This window comes from Ruegeria sp. AM5, from assembly GCF_056540645.1.
Window position 1 is genome coordinate 665,966 of record NZ_JBQFXC010000001.1, and the last position, 20,200, is coordinate 686,165.

The 20,200-nt window shown below is 54.8% G+C and carries 24 protein-coding genes, 1 tRNA gene and 1 pseudogene; 7 read left to right on the top strand and 19 right to left on the bottom strand.

Features of this window, described 5'->3' with window-relative positions; translation table 11 throughout:
- Window positions 1-101 precede the first annotated feature (101 nt).
- On the bottom strand, window positions 102-284 hold the full coding sequence (locus tag ACR0AH_RS03360) for a DUF3553 domain-containing protein (protein ID WP_170393080.1): 183 nt from the start codon (window positions 282-284) through the stop codon (window positions 102-104).
- 42 nt (window positions 285-326) lie between these two features.
- Here ACR0AH_RS03360 and ACR0AH_RS03365 point away from each other — a divergent pair, with 42 nt between their 5' ends.
- Window positions 327-923, top strand: a complete 597-nt coding sequence (locus tag ACR0AH_RS03365; protein WP_480590344.1) for a histidine phosphotransferase family protein — start codon at window positions 327-329, stop codon at window positions 921-923.
- On the opposite strand, the gene ACR0AH_RS03370 is transcribed toward ACR0AH_RS03365, so the two are convergent.
- The 10 genes from ACR0AH_RS03370 to ACR0AH_RS03415 form a co-directional block, all read right to left on the bottom strand.
- Complete coding sequence (locus ACR0AH_RS03370) at window positions 920-2,182, bottom strand: glutamate-5-semialdehyde dehydrogenase (protein ID WP_480590347.1); 1,263 nt, start codon at window positions 2,180-2,182, stop codon at window positions 920-922. The two genes, ACR0AH_RS03365 and ACR0AH_RS03370, sit on opposite strands and share 4 nt — an antisense overlap.
- 39 nt (window positions 2,183-2,221) lie before the next feature.
- Window positions 2,222-3,328: a glutamate 5-kinase gene (gene proB / locus ACR0AH_RS03375; RefSeq protein ID WP_170393083.1), complete on the bottom strand. Its 1,107-nt coding sequence runs from the start codon at window positions 3,326-3,328 to the stop codon at window positions 2,222-2,224.
- On the bottom strand, window positions 3,316-4,350 hold the full coding sequence (gene obgE, locus ACR0AH_RS03380; RefSeq protein WP_170595639.1) for a GTPase ObgE: 1,035 nt from the start codon (window positions 4,348-4,350) through the stop codon (window positions 3,316-3,318). The genes proB and obgE overlap by 13 nt, the downstream gene beginning before the upstream one ends.
- 37 nt (window positions 4,351-4,387) lie before the next feature.
- Window positions 4,388-4,924, bottom strand: a complete 537-nt coding sequence (locus tag ACR0AH_RS03385; protein WP_170509932.1) for a GNAT family N-acetyltransferase — start codon at window positions 4,922-4,924, stop codon at window positions 4,388-4,390.
- On the bottom strand, window positions 4,921-5,529 hold the full coding sequence (locus ACR0AH_RS03390) for a LysE family translocator (RefSeq protein WP_480590349.1): 609 nt from the start codon (window positions 5,527-5,529) through the stop codon (window positions 4,921-4,923). The genes ACR0AH_RS03385 and ACR0AH_RS03390 overlap by 4 nt, the downstream gene beginning before the upstream one ends.
- A 95-nt stretch (window positions 5,530-5,624) precedes the next feature.
- Window positions 5,625-5,894: a 50S ribosomal protein L27 gene (gene rpmA, locus ACR0AH_RS03395; protein ID WP_480590351.1), complete on the bottom strand. Its 270-nt coding sequence runs from the start codon at window positions 5,892-5,894 to the stop codon at window positions 5,625-5,627.
- Window positions 5,895-5,905: 11 nt separating this feature from the next.
- A complete protein-coding gene (locus tag ACR0AH_RS03400; protein ID WP_480590354.1) occupies window positions 5,906-6,523 on the bottom strand; it encodes a 50S ribosomal protein L21 in 618 nt (205 codons plus the stop codon).
- A gap of 233 nt (window positions 6,524-6,756) precedes the next feature.
- Window positions 6,757-7,089: a hypothetical protein gene (locus ACR0AH_RS03405; protein WP_480590356.1), complete on the bottom strand. Its 333-nt coding sequence runs from the start codon at window positions 7,087-7,089 to the stop codon at window positions 6,757-6,759.
- A 3-nt stretch (window positions 7,090-7,092) separates the two neighbouring features.
- Window positions 7,093-7,536, bottom strand: coding sequence for a DUF2059 domain-containing protein (locus ACR0AH_RS03410; RefSeq protein ID WP_480590358.1), 444 nt, complete (start codon window positions 7,534-7,536; stop codon window positions 7,093-7,095).
- A gap of 26 nt (window positions 7,537-7,562) precedes the next feature.
- The gene (locus ACR0AH_RS03415; protein ID WP_480590361.1) at window positions 7,563-8,405 is read right to left on the bottom strand and encodes a DUF2059 domain-containing protein; all 843 of its coding nucleotides are present in this window, start codon (window positions 8,403-8,405) and stop codon (window positions 7,563-7,565) included.
- Window positions 8,406-8,528: 123 nt separating this feature from the next.
- Between ACR0AH_RS03415 and ACR0AH_RS03420 the strand changes: the two genes are divergently transcribed.
- Window positions 8,529-8,618: transfer RNA gene (locus ACR0AH_RS03420), tRNA-Ser, on the top strand.
- A gap of 289 nt (window positions 8,619-8,907) precedes the next feature.
- Here the strand turns inward: ACR0AH_RS03420 and ACR0AH_RS03425 are convergent.
- Together ACR0AH_RS03425 and ACR0AH_RS03430 are read right to left on the bottom strand one after the other, a co-directional pair.
- On the bottom strand, window positions 8,908-9,126 hold the full coding sequence (locus ACR0AH_RS03425) for a GDCCVxC domain-containing (seleno)protein (RefSeq protein ID WP_480438545.1): 219 nt from the start codon (window positions 9,124-9,126) through the stop codon (window positions 8,908-8,910).
- Window positions 9,127-9,130: 4 nt separating this feature from the next.
- The gene (locus tag ACR0AH_RS03430; RefSeq protein WP_170776185.1) at window positions 9,131-9,454 is read right to left on the bottom strand and encodes a hypothetical protein; all 324 of its coding nucleotides are present in this window, start codon (window positions 9,452-9,454) and stop codon (window positions 9,131-9,133) included.
- A gap of 99 nt (window positions 9,455-9,553) precedes the next feature.
- On the opposite strand from ACR0AH_RS03430, the gene ACR0AH_RS03435 reads away from it, so the two are divergent.
- The 3 genes from ACR0AH_RS03435 to ACR0AH_RS03445 all read left to right on the top strand — a co-directional run bounded on the left by ACR0AH_RS03435 (window position 9,554) and on the right by ACR0AH_RS03445 (window position 12,103).
- On the top strand, window positions 9,554-9,952 hold the full coding sequence (locus ACR0AH_RS03435; protein ID WP_170392759.1) for a MerR family transcriptional regulator: 399 nt from the start codon (window positions 9,554-9,556) through the stop codon (window positions 9,950-9,952).
- Between the two features lie 103 nt (window positions 9,953-10,055).
- Entirely contained in the window at window positions 10,056-11,459 is a 1,404-nt protein-coding gene (locus ACR0AH_RS03440) for a sensor histidine kinase (RefSeq protein WP_480590364.1), read from the top strand.
- On the top strand, window positions 11,456-12,103 hold the full coding sequence (locus ACR0AH_RS03445) for a response regulator transcription factor (protein WP_170732199.1): 648 nt from the start codon (window positions 11,456-11,458) through the stop codon (window positions 12,101-12,103). Before ACR0AH_RS03440 ends, ACR0AH_RS03445 begins: the two co-directional genes overlap by 4 nt.
- A 75-nt stretch (window positions 12,104-12,178) precedes the next feature.
- Here ACR0AH_RS03445 and ACR0AH_RS03450 read toward each other — a convergent pair whose 3' ends face one another.
- The 4 genes from ACR0AH_RS03450 to ACR0AH_RS03465 all read right to left on the bottom strand — a co-directional run bounded on the left by ACR0AH_RS03450 (window position 12,179) and on the right by ACR0AH_RS03465 (window position 15,631).
- Window positions 12,179-13,042, bottom strand: a complete 864-nt coding sequence (locus ACR0AH_RS03450; protein WP_480590367.1) for a hypothetical protein — start codon at window positions 13,040-13,042, stop codon at window positions 12,179-12,181.
- A gap of 159 nt (window positions 13,043-13,201) precedes the next feature.
- Window positions 13,202-14,083 (bottom strand): cation diffusion facilitator family transporter, encoded by an 882-nt coding sequence (locus tag ACR0AH_RS03455; protein WP_480590369.1) that lies wholly within the window; start codon window positions 14,081-14,083, stop codon window positions 13,202-13,204.
- Window positions 14,084-14,241: 158 nt separating this feature from the next.
- Window positions 14,242-15,150 carry a c-type cytochrome gene (locus ACR0AH_RS03460; RefSeq protein ID WP_480590372.1) on the bottom strand — a complete coding sequence of 303 codons (909 nt, stop codon included), beginning with the start codon at window positions 15,148-15,150 and terminating at the stop codon, window positions 14,242-14,244.
- Window positions 15,151-15,163: 13 nt separating this feature from the next.
- The gene (locus tag ACR0AH_RS03465) at window positions 15,164-15,631 is read right to left on the bottom strand and encodes a cytochrome c (RefSeq protein ID WP_170646040.1); all 468 of its coding nucleotides are present in this window, start codon (window positions 15,629-15,631) and stop codon (window positions 15,164-15,166) included.
- 86 nt (window positions 15,632-15,717) lie between these two features.
- On the opposite strand from ACR0AH_RS03465, the pseudogene ACR0AH_RS03470 reads away from it, so the two are divergent.
- Both ACR0AH_RS03470 and ACR0AH_RS03475 read left to right on the top strand, forming a co-directional pair.
- Window positions 15,718-15,885, top strand: a pseudogene (locus tag ACR0AH_RS03470) (helix-turn-helix domain-containing protein); the annotation flags it as partial.
- Window positions 15,886-15,927: 42 nt separating this feature from the next.
- A complete protein-coding gene (locus ACR0AH_RS03475) occupies window positions 15,928-16,563 on the top strand; it encodes a LysR substrate-binding domain-containing protein (RefSeq protein WP_480590859.1) in 636 nt (211 codons plus the stop codon).
- A gap of 437 nt (window positions 16,564-17,000) precedes the next feature.
- Here ACR0AH_RS03475 and cueR read toward each other — a convergent pair whose 3' ends face one another.
- Both cueR and ACR0AH_RS03485 read right to left on the bottom strand, forming a co-directional pair.
- Window positions 17,001-17,387 (bottom strand): Cu(I)-responsive transcriptional regulator, encoded by a 387-nt coding sequence (cueR, locus tag ACR0AH_RS03480; RefSeq protein WP_170564201.1) that lies wholly within the window; start codon window positions 17,385-17,387, stop codon window positions 17,001-17,003.
- A 15-nt stretch (window positions 17,388-17,402) separates the two neighbouring features.
- Window positions 17,403-19,913: a heavy metal translocating P-type ATPase gene (locus ACR0AH_RS03485; protein ID WP_480590374.1), complete on the bottom strand. Its 2,511-nt coding sequence runs from the start codon at window positions 19,911-19,913 to the stop codon at window positions 17,403-17,405.
- Window positions 19,914-20,200: the final 287 nt, after the last annotated feature.

Below are 20,200 nucleotides of genomic sequence, written 5' to 3' on the forward strand. Positions count from 1 at the left end.
AAAATTCCATCGATCGCGGTTGCGCGCTGATAACGCGATTGCTCGGCCAAAGGCAACAAGCCCGCGTTTTGCCCGAGTTGTTAACCTTTCCTAAACCAGTTTCACGGATCAAAGACCGGCATCAGGGCTATGCGTGTCCCGTCGATCACCACTTTCCCCTGCTCGCGAAAGTTAACGGTGATCTTGCCTCCGATATTGGACTGCACCTGTCCAACGCCCCAATCGGGGAAATCGGGGTGGCGGACAAACATGCCCGGTGCAAGAATGGCATTCAGATCTGTCATATCGGGCCTCCGGGTCCAAGGCAGATGCAGCAGGAGGTACGCATGGGCGCGTCAGACGTCAACCTGGCCGAATTGATCGGCTCTCGGATCTGTCATGATCTGATCAGCCCCATTGGGGCAATTACCAACGGGCTTGAGCTGTTGGAGATGGTTGGCGCAGTCCAAGGCCCTGAAATGGAGCTGATTTCGGGCAGCGTTGGCAGTGCAGGCGCCCGTATCCGGTTTTTCCGCGTTGCCTTTGGATCAGCAAGCGATCAGCCATTGGGTCGCACCGAAGTGGTCGAGCTTTTTAAAGATGTGGAAAAGGCCGGGCGTCTGAGGATCAGTTGGAACCTGACCGAACCTGTCCCGCGCAATCAGGTTAAACTCGCGTTTCTGGCTGTGATGTGCTGTGAAAGTGCGATGCCCTTCGGCGGCGAAGTGGAAATCGAAACTCAGGGCGACGCATGGACGGTGACTGGCGTTGCTGACAAGCTGAACCTCAATACGGGACTGTGGAAAGGGATTGGCTCGGGGCGATTTACCGAAAAACTAAGCCCGGCGCAGGTTCAATTTGCCCTGCTGCCGGACACGGCCTCGACGATGGGGCGCAGGATCACGGTAGAAACGACCGCAACCCGGGTGACACTGCGGTTTTAGTGCCGAGTGGTCCCGTTTCCGCGCACCAGATACTTAAAACTGGTCAACTGAGCGGCACCGACAGGACCGCGCGCGTGCATCTTGCCGGTGGCGATACCAATCTCAGCACCCATGCCAAACTCACCGCCATCCGCGAATTGGGTCGAGGCGTTATGCATCAGGATAGCGCTGTCGAGCCGCTCGAAGAAGTGCTCGGCGGCCGCGGAATCCTCGGTCATGATGCAATCGGTGTGGCTTGAGCCAAACTGCCGGATATGCGCAATCGCGGCGTCGATATCTGCTACGGTCCGTGCAGCGATGATACTATCTAAGTACTCTTTGCCCCAGTCATCATCCGACGCAGGAATGGTGTTCTCATTGGCCAAAACGCCTTCGGCATGCACTTCAACACCCGCAGCTTGAAGAGCAGCGATCAGATCACGGCCCAGTGTTTCTGCAACGTCTTGATGGATCAGCAAGCATTCTGCCGCGCCACAGATACCGGTGCGCCGGGTTTTGGCGTTCAACACAACATCCAGCGTCTTCTGGGGATCGGCGGCTTTATCTACATAAATATGAACGATGCCTTCGAGATGCGCAAAGACGGGCACGCGCGCCTCGCGTTGCACAAGGCCTACCAATCCTTTGCCACCTCGGGGAACGATGACGTCGACATAATCAGTCATGGTCAAAAGCTCTTGCACCGCAGCCCGGTCGCGAGTCGGCACCAGTTGAATGGCGTCTTCGGGCAAGCTTGCAGCTGCTAGCCCCTCAACCAGACAGGCATGGATCGCGGTTGACGAATGAAAACTCTCAGACCCGCCTCGCAAGATCACGGCGTTTCCGGATTTCAGGCACAATGCACCCGCATCCGCCGTCACGTTGGGACGGCTTTCGTAGATCACGCCGATCACACCCAAAGGCGTGCGCACACGCTGAATGTTGAGGCCCGAGGCCATGTCCCATTCGGCCAACACCTCACCCACAGGATCGGTCTGATCGGCGACGGTGCGCAGCCCGTCAACCATGCCCTGAACGCGTGCTTCATCCAGCATCAAGCGGTCCATCATCGCGGGGCTCAAACCCTTTTCTCGCCCGAACTCCAAATCCTTCTTGTTCGCTTCGATAATGTCGGCACGTTTGTGCCAAACGGCGTCTGCGGCTGCGATCAGCGCGGCGTGCTTGCGTTCGGCGGTGGCAAAGGCAAGCTCTTGCGAGGCTGCTTTGGCGCGCGCACCAAGGTCGGCCATCATTGCGGGAATGTTGTCGAAATCCTTCATCTCATGCGCCTTTCGGTCTCAGTTTATCAAATCACGCCCTCATAGCGCCAGATCGTCCCGGTGGATCAGGGCCGCGCGGCCTGGATAGCCTAGCGTCGCCTCGATTTCAGACGATTTACGTCCTTTGATCGCATCCGCCTCTTGCGCGGTATAGCGACTTAGCCCCTGTGCCAGCCTCCGCGCCTGCGCATCCAGAACAGCGACGGGATCGCCGCGACCGAAATCACCCGTGACCTCGACAATGCCAGCGGGCAACAGGCTTTTGCCATTGGAAAGCGCCCTTGCCGCGCCGTCATCGATCACGATCTCTCCGCGCGGTTTCATCGCCGAAATCCAGCGTTTCCGGGCTGCATGCGGATCGAGCGTGGCCGTGAACCAAGTGCAGCTCGCTCCATTTTCAAGCGTTTTCAGCGGGTTCAGGGGTGATCCTTCAGTTATCGCCATATCGCAGCCAGCAGCGGTTGCCATCTTGGCAGCCAACAGCTTGGTCTTCATGCCGCCCTTTGACAGCCCCGATCCCGCGTCACCTGCCATGGCCTCGATCTCGGGCGTGATCTGTTTGATCACGTCATATCGAGTGGCTGTCGTGTCCTCGTTGGGATTGCCCGAATAGAACCCGTCGACATCTGAAAGCAGGATCAACTGATCCGCGCCGATGGTCACGGCGATTTGCGCTGCCAGCCGGTCATTGTCGCCATACCGTATCTCATCCGTGGCGACTGTATCGTTTTCGTTGACAATCGGAACAACACCCAGGCTCAGCAGCGTTTCCAGCGTTGCACGGGAATTCAGATAACGCCGCCGATCCGCGCTGTCTTCCAACGTGACCAGCACCTGAGCGGTTTTGATCTCATGCGGCGTCAACGCTTCTTCATACGCACGGGCCAGCCGGATTTGTCCAACCGCCGCAGCGGCCTGTGACTGTTCCAGCGGCAGATTCTGCATCGGCAGGCCAAGTACACCTCGACCCAACGCGATTGACCCGGACGAGACCAGAACAACATCTGTCCCCTGCCCTTTCAGCCAAGCTACGTCCTGCGCCAGCGATTTCAGCCAATCCGACCTGAGCAATCCCGTATCCCGGTCGACCAACAAGGCCGATCCGATCTTGACCACCAGGCGGCGGGCATGGGTCAGGGTTGCCAAGGCGTGGCCTCCTCGGCGGGTTTCTGGCGCAGGCGGTTTTCATCGATCTGAGCCCGCAAGGACCGCAGCACCTCGGTCACGCCCAAATGCGCAACGCCTGACATGGTCATGACCGGGCCGCGAACGGCATCTTCCAGTTCGGCCTTGATCAGTTCGCGTTCCTCATCGTCCAGAGCGTCGATCTTGTTCAATACGGTGATACGCGGCTTATCCGCCAGCTCTCCGCCATAGGCCTCAAGCTCGGTGATGATTGTGCGATAGTCTTCGACCACAGTTTCCGAGGTGCCGTCGACCAGATGCAACAGTACCGCGCAGCGTTCTACGTGGCCAAGAAACCGGTCACCGATTCCACGCCCCTCATGTGCGCCTTCGATCAGACCTGGAATGTCGGCAACGACGAACTCCACGTTATCGACACCGACAACGCCCAGATTGGGGTGCAGCGTAGTAAAGGGATAGTCGGCGATTTTGGGCCGTGCATTGGATGTGGCAGCCAAGAAAGTTGATTTCCCGGCGTTGGGCATGCCCAAAAGACCCACATCCGCAATCAGCTTCAGCCGCAGCCAGATGGTGCGGTCGATCCCCGCCTGCCCCGGATTGGCGCGGCGCGGGGCCTGATTGGTCGCGGATTTGAAATGCAGGTTGCCAAAGCCGCCGTTGCCGCCTTTTGCCAGCAAAAATCTCTGACCAACCTCGGTCAGGTCACAAATCACGGTCTCTTCGTCTTCGTCCAGAATCTCGGTTCCGACGGGAACGCGCAGGATGATGTCGTCACCATCCTTACCGGTGCGTTGCTGACCGCGACCGGGTTGGCCGTTCTTGGCGAAGAAATGCTGTTGATAGCGAAAGTCGATCAGGGTGTTCAGCCCGTCCACAACCTCGGCCCAAACAGACCCACCCTTACCGCCGTCCCCACCATCGGGTCCGCCGTATTCGATGTACTTTTCACGTCTAAAGCTGACGCAGCCGCCACCTCCGGCCCCGGACCGGATGTAGACCTTTGCAAGATCGAGAAATTTCATAGCTGTCCCCTACTGCAAAGGCCCCATCGGCCACAAGTCAGAGTTTCTTTGTATAGGTCCAGGTGGGCACATTCGCATCGCGCGACACCGAATAGGTTTCCGCATCGCCAAGATACTGGAACCCGCAATGGGTCAGAACCCGGGCCGAGGCCGGGTTGTCCTGGAACACGCTGGCGAACATGGTCGCGTTTTCCAGCGGATTGGCGTTGACCAGCGTTTCAACGGCCAGCGATGCAATGCCGGTGTTCCAATACACCGGGGCGACCCAATAGCCGACCTCGGACTGGTTGCGATCCAGCCGGGTCAATGAAATCAGTCCGATCAGCTCCGGGCCACCATCCTTTGTGGCATCCATTGCCCAGACATCCTCGTCCCGGTCTTCGGCCATCGCGCGCATCACAAACGCTTCAATCGAGCCGGGCGGCAATGGATGCGGGATCGATGTCGTCATGCGCGCCACACGCTCATCGCCTGCATAGTGCTCAATGAGACCCAAATCCGACCGACGCAGAGGGCGAAGGTCGAACCGCTCGGTTTCAATGACCGGCTGATTTATTATTGCCTCAATTTTCATGAGTGCGTTCCTCCTCCGAACAACACAAAAAGTACGGACGCAACTGTCAAACTGGCTAACGTCCACATCAGATATTTTTCCGCAGGCCGACCTTCAAGCGCATGGGCGATCCGATCTCCTGCAAATGTCCAGATCGGGTGCAATACGATCTGGCAAGTTAACAAACAGAGAGCGATCGTGAGGGTCGCCTCAAAACTGGGTGTTCCTGTTGCCACAAACCCGGTGAAGCCTGCGATAATCATTGCCCAAGCCTTAGGGTTAAGCGGATGCACTATTAACCCCGCCAGAAAACCGGGCACTTGCTTATCCGATTGACCTCGGGAAAGCCGCAGATTGGCAATTTTCCACGCGAGCCAGCAAATATATGCAGCAGAAGCATACTTGAGTGTCTCGAACACCAACGGCGCCTGATCGGCAACTTGCATCAGGCCAAAACCAACCGGCCAGATGATCAGCTGTTTGCCCAGAATGACTCCGCCCACAAAGGGCAGCGCCGACCGAAAGCCAAAACGCGCACCTGTTCCCAGCAGGACCATATTGGCCGGTCCCGGCGTGCCGACCTGTGAGGCGGCGAAAATCAGGAAACTGGTGGTTGCGACTGTCATCGGTTCTGGTGATCACGACTGCGTTAAAACGAAAAAGGGACCGGCACTTTGTGCCGGTCCCCCATGAATTTTTCTTAAACCTTCTGGGTTTCGGCTTACTCTGCGGCCTCCGCCACTGGCAGGACCGAAATAAAGGTGCGGTTTTTAAGTCCCTTATGGAACTTCACGGCGCCATCGACAGTTGCAAAGATGGTATGGTCTTTGCCCATGCCTACGCCATCGCCCGGCCAGAACTTGGTGCCGCGCTGACGCACGATGATGTTGCCTGCGATGGCGGCCTGGCCACCATACAGTTTCACGCCAAGGCGGCGACCAGCTGAGTCGCGACCGTTACGGGAGGAACCGCCAGCTTTCTTATGTGCCATTCTCTCTCTCCTTAGCCCTGAGCCAGCTCTTTGGCTTGCTCAACCCATTCGGGTTTCACTTTGATGGTGTCGATAGCAGCAATCTGCTCGTCCGACAAGGCGGCCAGAGCGGCAAAGCTGTCGATACCGGCTTCAACCAGCTTTTTGGCAGCGGCAGGGCCGACACCATTAAGAGCAGTCAGATCGTCAGCGGCAGCAGCTGCGGCGGGTGCCTCTGCTTTGGCTTCAGCTTTCTTGGCAGGCTTTTTTGCCACCGGAGCAGCTTCGCCAGCCGGTGCCGAACCGGTTGCAGCTTTGATGCCCGACTTGTCAGCGCCCGACGACAGGATGTCGGTGATTTTGACCAGAGTCAGTTTCTGACGGTGACCAACGGTACGCTTCGAGCTGTGCTTACGACGGCGCTTGACGAACTTGATGACCTTGTCACCTTTGATCTGTTCGATCACTTCGGCCTGTACGCCTGCGCCTTCAACGAAAGGTGCACCAACAACCGGTGCGTCGCCGCCCAGCATCAGAACATCGTTGAATTGAACTTTTTCACCTGCGTCGGCAGCCAGCTTTTCAACACGGAGCACATCGCCCGCCTGAACCTTGTACTGCTTGCCGCCAGTCTTGAGGACCGCAAACATGCGTCTTTCCTTTGTATAACCGCGTTCTGTGGTCCCCGATTGGGAGTTTCCGGCTTTCGCCACCTCGAACAGCGCGCCCTTTTCGGGCTGTGTGAATGACCTTTGGCACATGCCATCAGGTCAAAGAATAACGATACCCGGCGCGGAAAGCCGGCCGGGATGCGCGCTTATCGAAGCATTCATGAAGAAAGTCAACCAAAAATCCGCAGCTTTGAGATCCGAAAATCTGCGGCTCAGAGATCCGACGCTTTCATGGCTTGCGCAACGGATTGCCCAAGCTGGTAAGAGATGCCGTTTAGCATCTCATCAAAACCCATGAACAAGGCGGAATTCAAGGCCCGACCCGCATCGGTGCGGGAAAAGGCGATGTTCTCTCGCATCTGAGACTCATTCAACGGCTGATAGGCCAATAAAAGGAACGAGTACATCCATTCAGTAGTCTCCGCCCTGGTGTTCTCATGCTGAGATAGCAGTTCCTGCAACACGGATGCATCGTCGAACAGGGCACTTTGCCCGGAGGCAAGTCCTTGGTAAAAACTATAATCGGCGCTGATGGTGCCTTGCACATTTTACTCGATCAGGTCGTTGACCTGCACATATTCATCTACAAGACGAAAAAACATGCCCTCGCGATCAGCCTGTTCGTAAGCGCTGCGTGCCATCTCTTCGATCGCGTCATCTGCAATGGCCCGGCGCGCCGAGTTTTCCAGAGAAACGATGCTTTGCCCCAGTTCGCTTTCAAAAAAGATCGAAGCTTGTTCTAGCTGCACATCGGACATCATCTCGCCAACCGACAGCGAAAGTTGTTGGTGCATCGTGCTCGGATCGTACAAATCCTCAACTTGCGCCAAAAAATAGGCTCCTCCTGAGCTGCCCAGCATCGACTCGTTGATTGCATGCCCTTGCGCCACACCTTCTTCACTAAGAATTCTCATAAAATCCAAAATATGCATCGCCTGCATCAGTCTTTCAGCACGTTCGCTTGCGGTCAGAGGCAGCGCCCAGATCGTCAAATAGAGTGCCGTAGCTAAAACTCGCATCAGATATCCTGCGCCGGGCGCAATTCGGCCATGCGGGCGGCCAATACTTCAAACCGCATCGCCATGATTTCATATTGGATCGCATTCAACAGCTCATAGACCTCCTGCATCAGAGGCTGTTCCAGAGCTTCAACATAGGCGTCGACATCCTCATCCGAGAAATCCTGGTAGGTGTAAGCCGCCCCTGCCAAAGCTGACAGTTGGAGAGATCGACGCAACTCACCTTCATTGCGTTGGATCATCGTACGCAGTTCATCTCCGCTCAGTTGCATGTCGATAATGCCAGACGCACTTGCGGCCAGTAAAAACCGCACCTGAATCTCTTGCAGCGCGCGCAGCGAGGTTCCGCTGGCGTCCACCGCACGGTTCATGCGCTTCAGGCTTTCAACACGAGATGAGCCTTCTTTTATCAACTTCGAGACGATTTCTTGCCCGGCCAGTTGTTTGGCATCATCATCGTCATCCATATGAGCGGCGTTTTCAGCAACGACCAGTCTTTGCCCCAACTCCGAGGCGTAAAACGAGACCGCGTGCACCAGCGCCTCTTCGCTAAGCGTCTGTTCAAGGATCGAGACGGCCGTTTCGTGCATCAAAGCGGTATCAAACACCTCTTCGGTCAGACGCGCCCAATCCGATCCGAAGCCGTCAGGGTCGATACCCAGCATCTGCGGGGCCGAAGCAGAGGCCTGCGCTATGCTTTCCAAGGCAACGTCAAACCCTGTCGTGGTCAGAAACGCCTCAATCTGATCCTGACTGGCGGCCTGAGATGGCGAGGCCATGACACCAAGTGAGAAAATTGGAAGGATGAGGCTGATTGCGAACTGGCGTATAAAGTAAGTCATACATATCAGCCTAGGTGTTTTCTTACCTCTGGCAATGGAAAATCCCACTATCGTCAAAATCCGGAACTTTCTGCTTGCACCCCTGCCCGTTCACCACTAAATCCCCCCCTCACAGACCCCCGCGGAGAGGTGCCGGAGTGGTCGAACGGGGCGGTCTCGAAAACCGTTGTGGGTGCAAGCCCACCCAGGGTTCGAATCCCTGTCTCTCCGCCACTATTTTGCTACCAGCAACATTCCTGAATACAGTCTCGATGCCCTACTCACGACCGAGTGCACTTGTCGTTGAGCATCGGATGGGTCCGTTTTCAAATAGATTGAAGTAGTTTTTCATTTGCCTTGCCCCAAAAAAGCTACTGTGCCCGGCGCCCTCTTTCCAATTTGTTATTTTCGGCCGAGCAGTCGTTCAAGAACCATTGCCCAACGGCTGGATCGGGCCAAAAGTATTAGATCTTTTACTCCTTCGGTATTGTCCGCAGTCAATCAATCCGACCCGTAGTAAGACCTATCCACAACAGCTATCCCCCAACTGAATTGGCGGACACGGTACAGTTGCGTAGGAACAAAAGACACAGCAATCGCCTTCTAACGGTTTCAAGACTGCCTTGCATGATTTGCATTCATAAAACCACTGGCACGAGTCAGTTGGCATTCTTTCGGTTTCAATGTGCCCACACTTTGGGCAGGTCAAAGTGCTATCGAGCACCACAGTTTGATTTGTCATTGTCTCACATCTGCATGATTAGATAGTCGTTGATTTGAGCCTCATTGAACACGATGACCCATGCCAACGCGGTAGTCGCCGTGCTTCCGACAAGCCACCATTTCAGATTTGCCAACGCCCCGTTTAGATGCGCTAAGAACCACGAAACCGCGGCCAGCGCTGTTGAGACGGCGAGAACACAGTAGCTTGCCGCCGCTATTTTTCCGAATACTGCCAACCAACTGCCGCCCAAGCCTAACAACATCATGGCCATTGGAAGAACACAGCATGTTGCGACGCCCAGAGCTGAAACCGATCCCAAGTAGCTGAGGTTCACGTATTTCTTCATCTTTTGCTCCCGAGATGCTCGATTTGATTGTGTTGAAGCACCGGTATTCAGAGCGTATAACTCCTGTAGTAACTACAGGATCAAGTGGAGGCACTTCACATGATTGCGATAGGTGAGGCTTCCCGGCAATCCGGGGTTGGCATAGAAACCATCCGCTACTACGAACGCGAAGGTATCGTACCAAGACCTGTGCGAGCTCTGAACAATCGTCGCCTCTTTTCAGCAAGCGATGTGGGAAGACTTCGATTTTTGAAGAGGTGCCGCGACCTGGGATTTCCTCTCCCAGACGCAAAGGCGCTTTTAGAGCTGTCAGAAGGAAGTGCCGAAGACTGCTGGTCAGTGAAAGAATTGGCCGAGGCGCATATTGCCAGCGTTCGAAGCAAGATTGATGAGCTCAGACGTCTGGAGCGTGCCTTGAGTGAGCTTACCGCCAATTGTGATAGTGGTAACGTTCACTGCCCGATGCTGCAAAGTCTGCGAACGATGGATGATATCTGACTCTGGACACAGGGCGGAAACTCAGGGTCTGAGATTTAGCCAGATCACCTCAGACCAAGGTCTGTGGTGCGGTAACAGATTGTAGTTCATAGTCGATTTCACGATGAGAGCGAAAGTAACTGACCTGACGATTGGCAATTGGTCGTTGTCGCGAGTCTTTCTTGCGGCAAGTATCTTCGTGATGGGTACTGCTACCGCAATCGTTGGGGTCTGGGTGTCTAATCGAATTCAGAACGCAGTCGTGCAAAACTCCGCCAACTCCGCAGCGCTGTATATGGAAAGCGTAGTTTCCCCGCTCAGCCAGGAATTGGCACATGGCGACCGCCTTTCTGAGCAGGCGAGCCTGGCGCTGGATGAGATTTTCATGACCCAGCCAATGCTTGACCGTATCGTTTCCTACAAATTCTGGAAGCAAGGCGGTGTGATTGCGCATGCCTCGGATACAGACATCATAGGAAACCGTTTCAAGCCAACGGATGATTTAAGGCGAGCGTGGAGCGGAGATATCTCCGGCTCTTTCGAAGAGCTTGATCATGCCGAGAGCGCCGCCGAGGCGGCATTGGGGATACCACTGCTTGAAGTTTACAGCCCCATCCGCGAACTCTGGTCCGGCGAAATCATCGCAGTTGCGGAGTTCTACGAAAGAGCTGACCAGCTTGAGTTAGACTTAGCCAAGGCTAGGCGAACAAGTTGGTTGGTCGTCGGCTCCGCATTTCTGGCAAGTACAATTGTTTTGTATTCCATCGTCGCAATTGGCGACAAAACAATTCGACGACAGGGGTCTCTTCTTAAACAGCGGTTGAAAGAAAGTGAGAAGATGGCTGAGCAGAATGCGCTGCTGCGGTCGCGTGTGGTCGAGGCGTCAGAAAGATATACCACGCAAACAGATCGGTTCCTCAAGAATCTTGGAGCTGAGCTACATGATGGCCCTGCGCAATACCTGTCGCTCGCCGCCCTTAGACTGGAGGCGGCGTTTTCCAAAGAGTCGGAAAGGCCTAAAGAGGCAGTGGAAATTCAGCAGTCTTTGCAAAAATCGCTGGCTGAAATTCGTGCAATTTCGCGAGGGCTGTCCGCGCCAGATATCGATAGCCTGTCACTCGTCGATGTTGTGAAGAGAGCCGTAGAGGATCACGCCGAACACAGCCCGTTGCGACCGGATATTTCATTCCTGGGTAGCCAGGCTCCGGAGTTGTCATTGTCCGACAAACTGTGCGTTTTTCGGTTCCTCCAGGAAACGCTTTCCAATGCGGCGAGATATGCTCCAGCTTCCAAGTGCACTGTTATCGCTGAGGCGCAGAACGACCGCATAGTTATAAAGGTCACAGACGACGGACCAGGATTTGACAGGTCAGAAGAAACCGCGTTGCGAGATGATGGTGGCCAAGGGCTTATGGGCTTGCGAGATCGGGTCGAGAGTATTGGTGGCAGGTTCGACGTCGCATCGAGACCGGGCGAAGGCGCCACCATAGCTATGACACTATTTCCCAGAAAGTTAGGCACATCATGACTACATCTGTCGTAATAGCCGATGATCACCCGATATTCAGGGATGGTTTGCAGCGCACGTTGGATGAAGCTGATGGCTTCGAAGTTTTAGCCGCTGGGTCCAGTGCTGAAGAGGCAGTATCGCTGGTCGGCACGCATCAGCCGGACATAGCTATTCTTGACCTCTCGATGCCCGGTGGCGGGATAAGCGCGACACGTAAAATCGCGGCAATGGCAAATCCACCCGTCATTGCAATCTTGACGGTCTCAGAGAACAGCGGCGATGTCGCGGACGCCTTGGAGGCGGGTGCGATTGGGTACATTGTGAAGGGAGTAACCGCGAGCGAACTAACCGCTTCTTTACGCAGCATCGCCGCAGGTGAAGGGTTCGTTTCTCCTGGCTTGGCCTCGCGGGTACTTCTTCAAATCAACGCTGACACCGGCATGTCTGTTAACAGCAGCATTCTAGATGACCTTACACATCGTGAGGAAGAAATACTGAGACGTGTGGCCAAAGGACTGAGTAATCGTGAAATCGCTGACGAGTTAGACCTCCAGGAAAAGACCGTGAAGCACTACATGACCGCAGTTCTGTCCAAGCTTCATGCGCGAAATCGGGTAGAGGCCGCGCTCATTGCACATGATGTTTGGAACAAGGAAGAATAGCTGCGGTCTCTTTGACGACGATGGCGACCTCTCACTAAGAGAAGCCGCCAACGGATTATCGACTGGAATTGCAGCTCAGTTGGCGACCGACTGTAACCTCCGGCGATCAGAGGCCGTTGCGTTTCTTGCAACAACAGTCCGGTTGTAAGGGTCTTTCAACTCGTAACGCCCAAACTCGATCTCCTCTTTCCAACCATTGGCATAATTTACTTCGATATTGTTGCCTTGGCGTTCGATTTTCGTGGGTCGACTTCCAGCAGTGCCGCCTTGCCCAGATGAGCGTACATTGTCGATTGAGATACCATTCGCCAAGGACCGAAGCCTTGAAACGTCAGCGCCTGTCGCGGGGCGTTCCTCAACAGTTCGGTTCTGAGCATTCTTTCTCTCATACCGCCCGTTTTCGATCTCTTCCTTGGTTCCGTCGGCGTAACGCACTTCAATGCCGTTGGCGTTTGTTTCGACCTTTGTTATCCCAGCCGAACCCGACGATTTACCCCCTGATTGAGACCGATCCTTCTTTCCGCTGCCCTTATTGGAGCGTTTGGAGTCATCGTCGTCATTATCGTCATCGTCGTCGCGACCACTTTTTCCTGATCCCGAATTGTCATCCCGGTCATCATCTCTGTCGTCGTCTCGATCATCGTCTGTATCGTCATCACGATCATCATCTCGGTCGCCACCACGGCCGCGATTACCCGACCCCGAGTTATCATCCCGATCGTCGTCGCGATCATCATCCCTGTCATCGTCACGATCATCATCCCGGTCATCGTCACGATCATCCCCGTCTTTCCCTTTGCCGCTTTTGGCAAAGGCATATGACGGTTCAAAATGTAGGCGGCCATCGTCATCAAAGGTTGGCACATAAGGCGTCGCGGCAATCAACGAAGCCAACGCCGCGGTACTTAGAAGTTGACCCAGCTTTCTTTGAATTTTCATTTTCGCCTCCAATTTTGATCGTCACGCTTCATGGCATTGGAGACAGGCTACTACCGGCCCGACTTTCCCACATCGGGCTTAGGTCTGACATATTTCAAGCCGAACGTCTTAACCAGATCAGTCAAACCAATAGATTCTTTGCAGAACCAAATGAGCAGTTCAGTGGGGATTAACCCCGTCGCCTTTCAACTCGTCATCAGGTTCGAGGTGAATGACAAAGACGGAACCCGGGTACAGACACTCTAGTTCTTCCTCTATGTCGTTACATATATCGTGCGCTGCGCTGACTGGCATTGTGCCGTCCACAACAAGGTGAAACTCTACAAAGATAACATTCGCGGATCTGCGCCCTTTGAGGTCATGATACTCTAAGGCTGCACCGAGGTTTGCTTCGATTGCATTAGAAACAGTCTGCAAGTCATGTTCCGACAGGCTTACATCCATCAGGCCATCGACGGATGCCCGAATAACTTTCCAACCCTCCCACAAGATGTTCAGCGCAACAAGAATTGCCAGGATCGGGTCAAGGATCAACCAGCCGGTGACAAGCGCTAGTATCAGTCCTGCGACGACACCAACAGAAGTCATAACATCCGTAAAAATGTGGCGGGAGCTCGCTTGCAAGGCGGGCGATCCCTCGCGCCTACCTGTCCTAAGCAAGAGGTAGGCCCATGCACCGTTCACACCCGTTGCAACGATATTGACGGCAATTCCAAGCAGCGGCGCATCCTCAAGATGCGGGTTCGGGAGCACCAGTACAGCTTCTTTGATGATCAAGAACGCCGCCAACACAATCAGCGCGCCCTCAACCACGGCTGAAAGATACTCCGCTTTTTTATGACCAAAGGGGTGGTTTTGGTCAGGAGGCTTATTGGCAACCCGAACTGCGAAATACGCCAACAAAGCCGCGACAACATTCACGGTTGATTCCATTGCGTCTGACAACAAAGCCAACGAACCTGTCAGCCACCAAGCCAACAGTTTCAGGGCCAGTACCGCAATGGATATCGGGATAGACCAAAGAGCGATTTTTTGTGTCATTTGGCCGCGACCCTCAGTCAATCATGAACAGAAACTCGGGTGATTGGTGAGCTCCGATGTTCAAAACGTAAAACAGGTGTTTGGCGAAAAGGGAATAGGTCTTACGGCATCCTATTGGCGACAGCATCTGGTCGCCGCTGCGTGGCGCCAAACGACTGTTATTCGGATGAAAGCCCGGTCGACGAAACAGGAACAGCCTTGAGGTAGGCGGCAATCGCCAAACGGTCCTCATCCGTCAGCCGTGAGGTGTTCTCGATGACCTCCACCATCTCACCACCCGCACTGTCATAGTCTGGTGTAAAGCCAGATTTTAGGTATTCGGCAATGTCTGCCTCTGACCAATCAAGCTGGTCTGAGGTTAAGCCGGGGATACGACCTTTCCCGTTTGGATTTGGTGCACCCGTCAGCCAAAGGTCTCGTTTCAGGCCCCCTAAACCATTTCGCGGGGTATGGCATTCAGCGCAATGACCCAGCGCCTCGACCAAATACCTGCCATGTTTTTGTTGGTCGGTCAGATCACCTTCAACCACCCAGCCTGATGACATGAACAAGAGCTTCCATCCCCCCAATCCGCGCCGAACGCTGAAAGGAAAACCTACGTCATGCGCAACACTTTCCGTTGCGGCCGCTGGCAGCGTGCCGAGGAATGCGTGTAGCGAAACCACGTCTTCGGCCGACATGTTGGCGTAAGAGGTATAGGGAAACGCTGGGAAATAGTGCTGCCCTTCGGGTCCGGTTCCATGGATCAAGGCACTGGCCAGATCCAGGGCAGACCAGGATCCGATACCAGTTTCCGGGTCACTGGAAATGTTGGGGGCAATGAACGTACCGAATTCCGTCTCAAACCGGCGACCACCAGCGAGCACGAGCTTGTCTTCACCGACCGCATCCGGCGATGAATGACAGGATGCGCATCCCCCCGCGTGGAACACGATTTCACCTCGGGCAAGATCTGGGTTCAAACCGTCGAGTCGTGATTGCTCCATTCGTTGAGGTCGGGTCAGCACCAAACCGGCCAACCCGACCAACACAATGACGATTGCGACAAAGAAAAGAAAGCGCCGCACCGTCAGTGCCCAATCAGTTCTTTGGAGCTCTGTATGCTTTGTGACATGCCGAACAGCTTCCGCCCAGATCGCCCATCGCTGCTTTTAGGGCATCAACATCTTGACCTGCCGCAGCCTGCATCGCAACAGCGGCGTCTGCCATGGCCTGCCCTTTTGCACCCACGTCAGGGAAGCTCTCCCAGATCGCAGGCAATGCACGGGTGGTCGGATCGGACACATTGTCAGATCCCTGGGGCCACATCGCGGATTGATCGATTTGTGTCAGCACAACAAGATTATTCGCGGCCCGAGTTGCGGCCTCGGCATCATAATCGACCTCTCCCTTAGCCATTCCGCCAAGTGTACCAAGATTGAAGGCATAGAGTTGCATGATTGAGGTGCGAGCTTTCACAGCCGGATTTTCACTTTCATGGGCGATGGCTGTGCCAATGGCGGCCAATGATAAAAGACCTGCCGCGAATACTGAGAACTTCTTCTTCATGATGTGTCTCCCTGTTTAATGCTCCGAATATTAACTTGAACGATTTTTCTTGTAATTGTTTGTTATTGGTCGTCACTTGTTAATTTATGAACAACGCAAACTGGGATGATATTCGGTACGCGCTCGCCGTAAGCAAATACGGCTCACTCAATGCAGCGGCAGCGGCACTGGGCGTCACGCATGCGACCGTGTTGCGAAGGGTGGCCGCATTCGAAGAGCGCAATAGCTGTGTGATTTTCCAGAAAAGCCCTTCGGGATACTCTGCCCTGCCCGAGGCCAGAACCGTTCTGTCGGCTATGGAAAGCGTCGAAGATGCGGTGCTATCGGTCGAACGCGCGATTGTCGGTGCAAATCAGTCCCCTACGGGCCATGTGCGAATTACATCTACAGACAGTCTTTGCCAGATTGTTCTACCTTCAATACTAAATGAGATCGCACGGCTTTACCCCGGCCTGAAGCTGACTTTGCTAAGCGGGAATAGTCACCATGATTTGTCCCGGTTAAGCGCAGACATCGCCGTGCGCCCATCGATAAAGCTCGGGGAGGGTCTGGTCGGGCAGCGTGCCGGAACACTGTCTTTCGGAGTCTTTGACGACGGCTCCCCCAATCGCAAATGGTTGAGGCTAGATGGCGCGTTAAGCCGTTCACTTCCTGCCAAATGGTTAAAAGCGAATGTCAGTGCTGACCAAATGACCAACGGGGCAGACAGTTTTTTGGTGCTTCAGCAGATGGCAGCCGCAGGAGTCGGCAAAACGTTTTTGCCTACTTTTTTTGGCGACGCGGATTCCAGACTTCGAAAGTCTCACGACATCACTCCAGAAATTCAGGTTCCGCTCTGGGTTGCGGCACTGGACGAAATTGCGAACACACCAAGATTTGCAATCGTTCAACGAGTGTTGGTTGAACGCTTAGCCACTGTTCTTACTGGATGACGCTGTTTTTTTGAAATCAAATGCGAGCATTAGGATGGAGCTTCAAGCCGATACACGACGCAGACATTTCAAACCAAAGTCTTACTAACAAGCTGTTAGGACAATGACCTCTTGATGCAGTTTGCCGGTCACTACGATAACCGAATTTGCTATCGTCTAGTTTGCGCTGTGCGGACTTGAGGTAAGGAGTGCTTTCCGCCCTAAGGGACCTAAATTCGCCTTCGATAACTGCCGGCAAAGGTTACTCGACTTTAATCACTATGACGCTTTCCTATGACACCCCCCCCACCCGCTTTTTGTGCCGAAGCCGTCCCTAGTGCTGACCCGAAGCCAACAAAACTACAATTGATAGCGCGGCACGCACTAGAGAAGAGCGGATTGCCACGTCTGAAGAAAAAGATTGCCAAACTTAGAGGCAGATCAAACAACAAGGTCAACTACGCTTGGCCCAAGTTTTTTAGAATTGGACAGTCTGGGCGGTGGTCGCCGGCGCATTCTTCGATCAGATGAGACAGTGTTTCATGCATCGCCTTCAGATCGGAAATCTTATCTTCGATCTCTTTCAGATTCTGTTTTGCAATTTCTTTCACGTCCGCGCTTGCGCGTTCTTTGTCCTCGTAAAGCGCCAGTAGCGAACGACAATCCTCAATAGTAAAGCCCAATGAGCGGGCCCGCCCGATGAAGGCCAGCTTGTGCAGTTCCTTTTCGTCGAAATGGCGATACCCATTGAGGCTCCGCTTGGGTTTGATGAACCCGATATCCTCGTAATAGCGGATGGTTTTGGCAGGCAGACCGGAACGTTCTGCTACATCTCCGATATTCACAGCGGTTCTCCTATTCTATCCAGCAGGCGCTGAACGCAGCGTCTGCTCGGTGTTCTGCGAGATCTGTTCTCGCCCAACTTTGATCGGCTTTACCCAGCGCAACCGCAGCGCATTGGTCAGGACAAATACACTGGAGAGAGCCATGGCACCTGCGGCCAAAACCGGCGATAGCAGCGGGCCGCCAAACGGATAAAGCACCCCTGCCGCAACCGGTATGAGCAGTGTGTTGTAGCCGAACGCCCAGAACAGGTTTTGGCGGATGTTACGCATGGTGCGCTGACTAATATCGAAGGCATTGACCACGCCCGTCAGGTCGCCTGACATCAGAACGACGTCAGCCGCTTCGATGGCAATGTCAGTGCCTGTCCCGATCGCAATTCCTACCTCAGCTGCCGCCAAAGCAGGCGCATCATTGATGCCATCACCCACAAAGGCCAGTTTTCCGCCATTTGAACGCAAATCCTGTAACGCGGATACTTTACCCTCGGGCAGAACTTCAGCCACGACATGATCGATGCCAAGCTGCGCCGCAATGGATTTGGCAGTAGCGGCATTGTCACCGGTGATCATCGCTACTTTCAGGCCCAGCCCGTGCAGAGCTTCGATTGCGTCCGGCGTGGTGGTTTTGATTGGGTCCGCCACAGCGATTACGGCCGCGAGAGCCCCGTCTACGGCAGCATAAAGTGGAGTCTTTCCGTTGATTGCGAGTTCAGCGCCCCGATCAGACAACGCGCCCATTTCTACCCCTTCGCGACTCATCAAGCGGTCGGCCCCGATCAGGATTTTATGGCCTTCAACTGAGGCGCTTACCCCGTAACCGGTGATCGACGTGAAGTCTTCTGGCTTGGAAAGCTCCAGACCACGGGTTTCTGCCGCGCGCACGATGGCTGTGGCGATTGGATGTTCTGAAGTGACCTCAACGGCAGCAACAAGGTGCAGAACCTCGTCTTCGGTCATTCCTTCGGCCACAATCAGGTCGGTCAGCTCCGGACGCCCTTCGGTCAGGGTGCCCGTCTTGTCCACCGCAACAACGGTGGTTTCCTGCAGCATTTGCAAGGCATCGCCCTTTCGGAACAGGACGCCCATCTCGGCAGCGCGGCCAGTGCCGACCATGATGGAAGTAGGTGTCGCCAACCCCATGGCGCAGGGGCAAGCAATGATCAGTACCGCAACCCCGGCCACCAACGCCAGGCTAAGCGCGGGATCGGGTCCGAACAACATCCATACCAGCACTGTAACAACGGCCACTGCGATCACTACCGGCACAAACCACAGCGTGATGCGGTCGACCAGGCCTTGAATCGGAAGCTTGGCACCCTGTGCTTGTTCGACCATCTGAATGATCTGGGCCAACATAGTGTCTGCGCCGATCTTTTCAGCACGGTACGTCAATGCACCCGCGCCATTTACGGTCCCCCCAACCACAGTTGCGCCCTCGGTTTTTTCGACGGGAACCGGCTCTCCGGTGATCATGCTTTCATCGACATATGACGCGCCGGTCATTACGCCACCATCCACCGCGATTTTTTCGCCCGGTCGAACGTGCACAATATCACCTACAACAATCTGCTCAATCGGTAGCTCGACAACCGATCCGTCGCGCTCAACTCGCGCTGTTTTTGCCTGCAGACCGACCAGTTTTCGGATCGCTTCACCAGTTCGACCCTTGGCGCGCGCCTCGAGGAATCGCCCGAGCAATATGAGAACCACGATCACCGCTGCGGCCTCGTAGTAGACATTTGCGGTTCCGACCGGAAGAACACCCGGCGCAAAGGTCGAGATAAGCGAGAACCCATAGGCCGCCGAAGTGCCCAGAGCCACCAGAGAATTCATGTCCGGCGCGCCTCTGAACAAGGAAGGGAATCCCTTGGTGTAGAACTGCAAGCCTGGCCCAAAAAGAACGATCGTGGTCAGAAGGAATTGCAGGTAATAGCTGTTCTGGATGCCGATGGTGCTCGCTATCAGGTGGTGCATGCCCGGAATAACATGCGAGCCCATTTCGAGAATGAATACCGGCAATGCGAGCAAGGCGGCGAAGCTTGTTCGCCGCGCCAAATGGCTGATCTCTGCCGCTTTGCGGTCGTGTGGTTCGGTCTGCGTTGCGGATCGCAGGCTCGCCGGATAGCCAGCAGACGCCGCATGCGCCGCTATGGCTTCGGGTGTTGTGACTCCCTCAGCATAACGCACAGTTGCACTTTCAGTGGCCAGATTGACCGACGCGGACAAGACGCCGCCATCGGCTTCCAGGGCTCGTTCAACGCGCCCTACACAGGATGCGCAGGACATGTTCTGAATATCCAGCGTGACCTCTGCGGTCCGCGCCGGATATCCGGCGCGGTTTAACGCATCAGCAATGGCCGCTTTATCGGCTGGATCGCGGAAATCGACCTGAACGCTTTCACTGGCGAGATTAACCGAAGCGGCATCTACCCCTGGCACATCTTTCAATGCGCGCTCGACGCGCCCAACGCAGGAAGCACAGCTCATACCCTGAACCTGGAACCGCGCATGTGAATTTTCAGTCATATTGTCACCACGTATGTTCTGCTGACGGGCAACATAAGGGTTCCAGCAAGTGGAAGGTCAAGGGATGAGGCTGACTTTCTTTCTCATCATTCATGACGACGCTAAGTATCCCGGATAGAGCTGCGGGCACCGCAAGTCAGCTATAGACAAAGCCATTGACACAGTAAGTTCCTCCGCACAGTTGGACTTTGACATGAAAAACCGCAGGGTACGTGACTTAAGCACTAATCAACTTGATCATTTCCTTGCAGCTCAGAGTCCGAGGGATACGAAGCCACGTTCGCAAC

Bases quoted from the DNA above. Each gene is read 5' to 3' on its own strand.
- ACR0AH_RS03360 (WP_170393080.1), bottom strand. From the start codon at position 284: ATGACAGATCTGAATGCCATTCTTGCACCGGGCATGTTTGTCCGCCAC.
- ACR0AH_RS03365 (WP_480590344.1), top strand. From the start codon at position 327: ATGGGCGCGTCAGACGTCAACCTGGCCGAATTGATCGGCTCTCGGATC.
- ACR0AH_RS03370 (WP_480590347.1), bottom strand. From the start codon at position 2,182: ATGAAGGATTTCGACAACATTCCCGCAATGATGGCCGACCTTGGTGCG.
- obgE (WP_170595639.1), bottom strand. From the start codon at position 4,350: ATGAAATTTCTCGATCTTGCAAAGGTCTACATCCGGTCCGGGGCCGGA.
- ACR0AH_RS03385 (WP_170509932.1), bottom strand. From the start codon at position 4,924: ATGAAAATTGAGGCAATAATAAATCAGCCGGTCATTGAAACCGAGCGG.
- ACR0AH_RS03390 (WP_480590349.1), bottom strand. From the start codon at position 5,529: ATGACAGTCGCAACCACCAGTTTCCTGATTTTCGCCGCCTCACAGGTC.
- rpmA (WP_480590351.1), bottom strand. From the start codon at position 5,894: ATGGCACATAAGAAAGCTGGCGGTTCCTCCCGTAACGGTCGCGACTCA.
- ACR0AH_RS03400 (WP_480590354.1), bottom strand. From the start codon at position 6,523: ATGTTTGCGGTCCTCAAGACTGGCGGCAAGCAGTACAAGGTTCAGGCG.
- ACR0AH_RS03415 (WP_480590361.1), bottom strand. From the start codon at position 8,405: ATGACTTACTTTATACGCCAGTTCGCAATCAGCCTCATCCTTCCAATT.
- ACR0AH_RS03425 (WP_480438545.1), bottom strand. From the start codon at position 9,126: ATGACAAATCAAACTGTGGTGCTCGATAGCACTTTGACCTGCCCAAAG.
- ACR0AH_RS03430 (WP_170776185.1), bottom strand. From the start codon at position 9,454: ATGAAGAAATACGTGAACCTCAGCTACTTGGGATCGGTTTCAGCTCTG.
- ACR0AH_RS03435 (WP_170392759.1), top strand. From the start codon at position 9,554: ATGATTGCGATAGGTGAGGCTTCCCGGCAATCCGGGGTTGGCATAGAA.
- ACR0AH_RS03440 (WP_480590364.1), top strand. From the start codon at position 10,056: ATGAGAGCGAAAGTAACTGACCTGACGATTGGCAATTGGTCGTTGTCG.
- ACR0AH_RS03445 (WP_170732199.1), top strand. From the start codon at position 11,456: ATGACTACATCTGTCGTAATAGCCGATGATCACCCGATATTCAGGGAT.
- ACR0AH_RS03450 (WP_480590367.1), bottom strand. From the start codon at position 13,042: ATGAAAATTCAAAGAAAGCTGGGTCAACTTCTAAGTACCGCGGCGTTG.
- ACR0AH_RS03455 (WP_480590369.1), bottom strand. From the start codon at position 14,083: ATGACACAAAAAATCGCTCTTTGGTCTATCCCGATATCCATTGCGGTA.
- ACR0AH_RS03465 (WP_170646040.1), bottom strand. From the start codon at position 15,631: ATGAAGAAGAAGTTCTCAGTATTCGCGGCAGGTCTTTTATCATTGGCC.
- ACR0AH_RS03475 (WP_480590859.1), top strand. From the start codon at position 15,928: ATGGAAAGCGTCGAAGATGCGGTGCTATCGGTCGAACGCGCGATTGTC.
- ACR0AH_RS03485 (WP_480590374.1), bottom strand. From the start codon at position 19,913: ATGACTGAAAATTCACATGCGCGGTTCCAGGTTCAGGGTATGAGCTGT.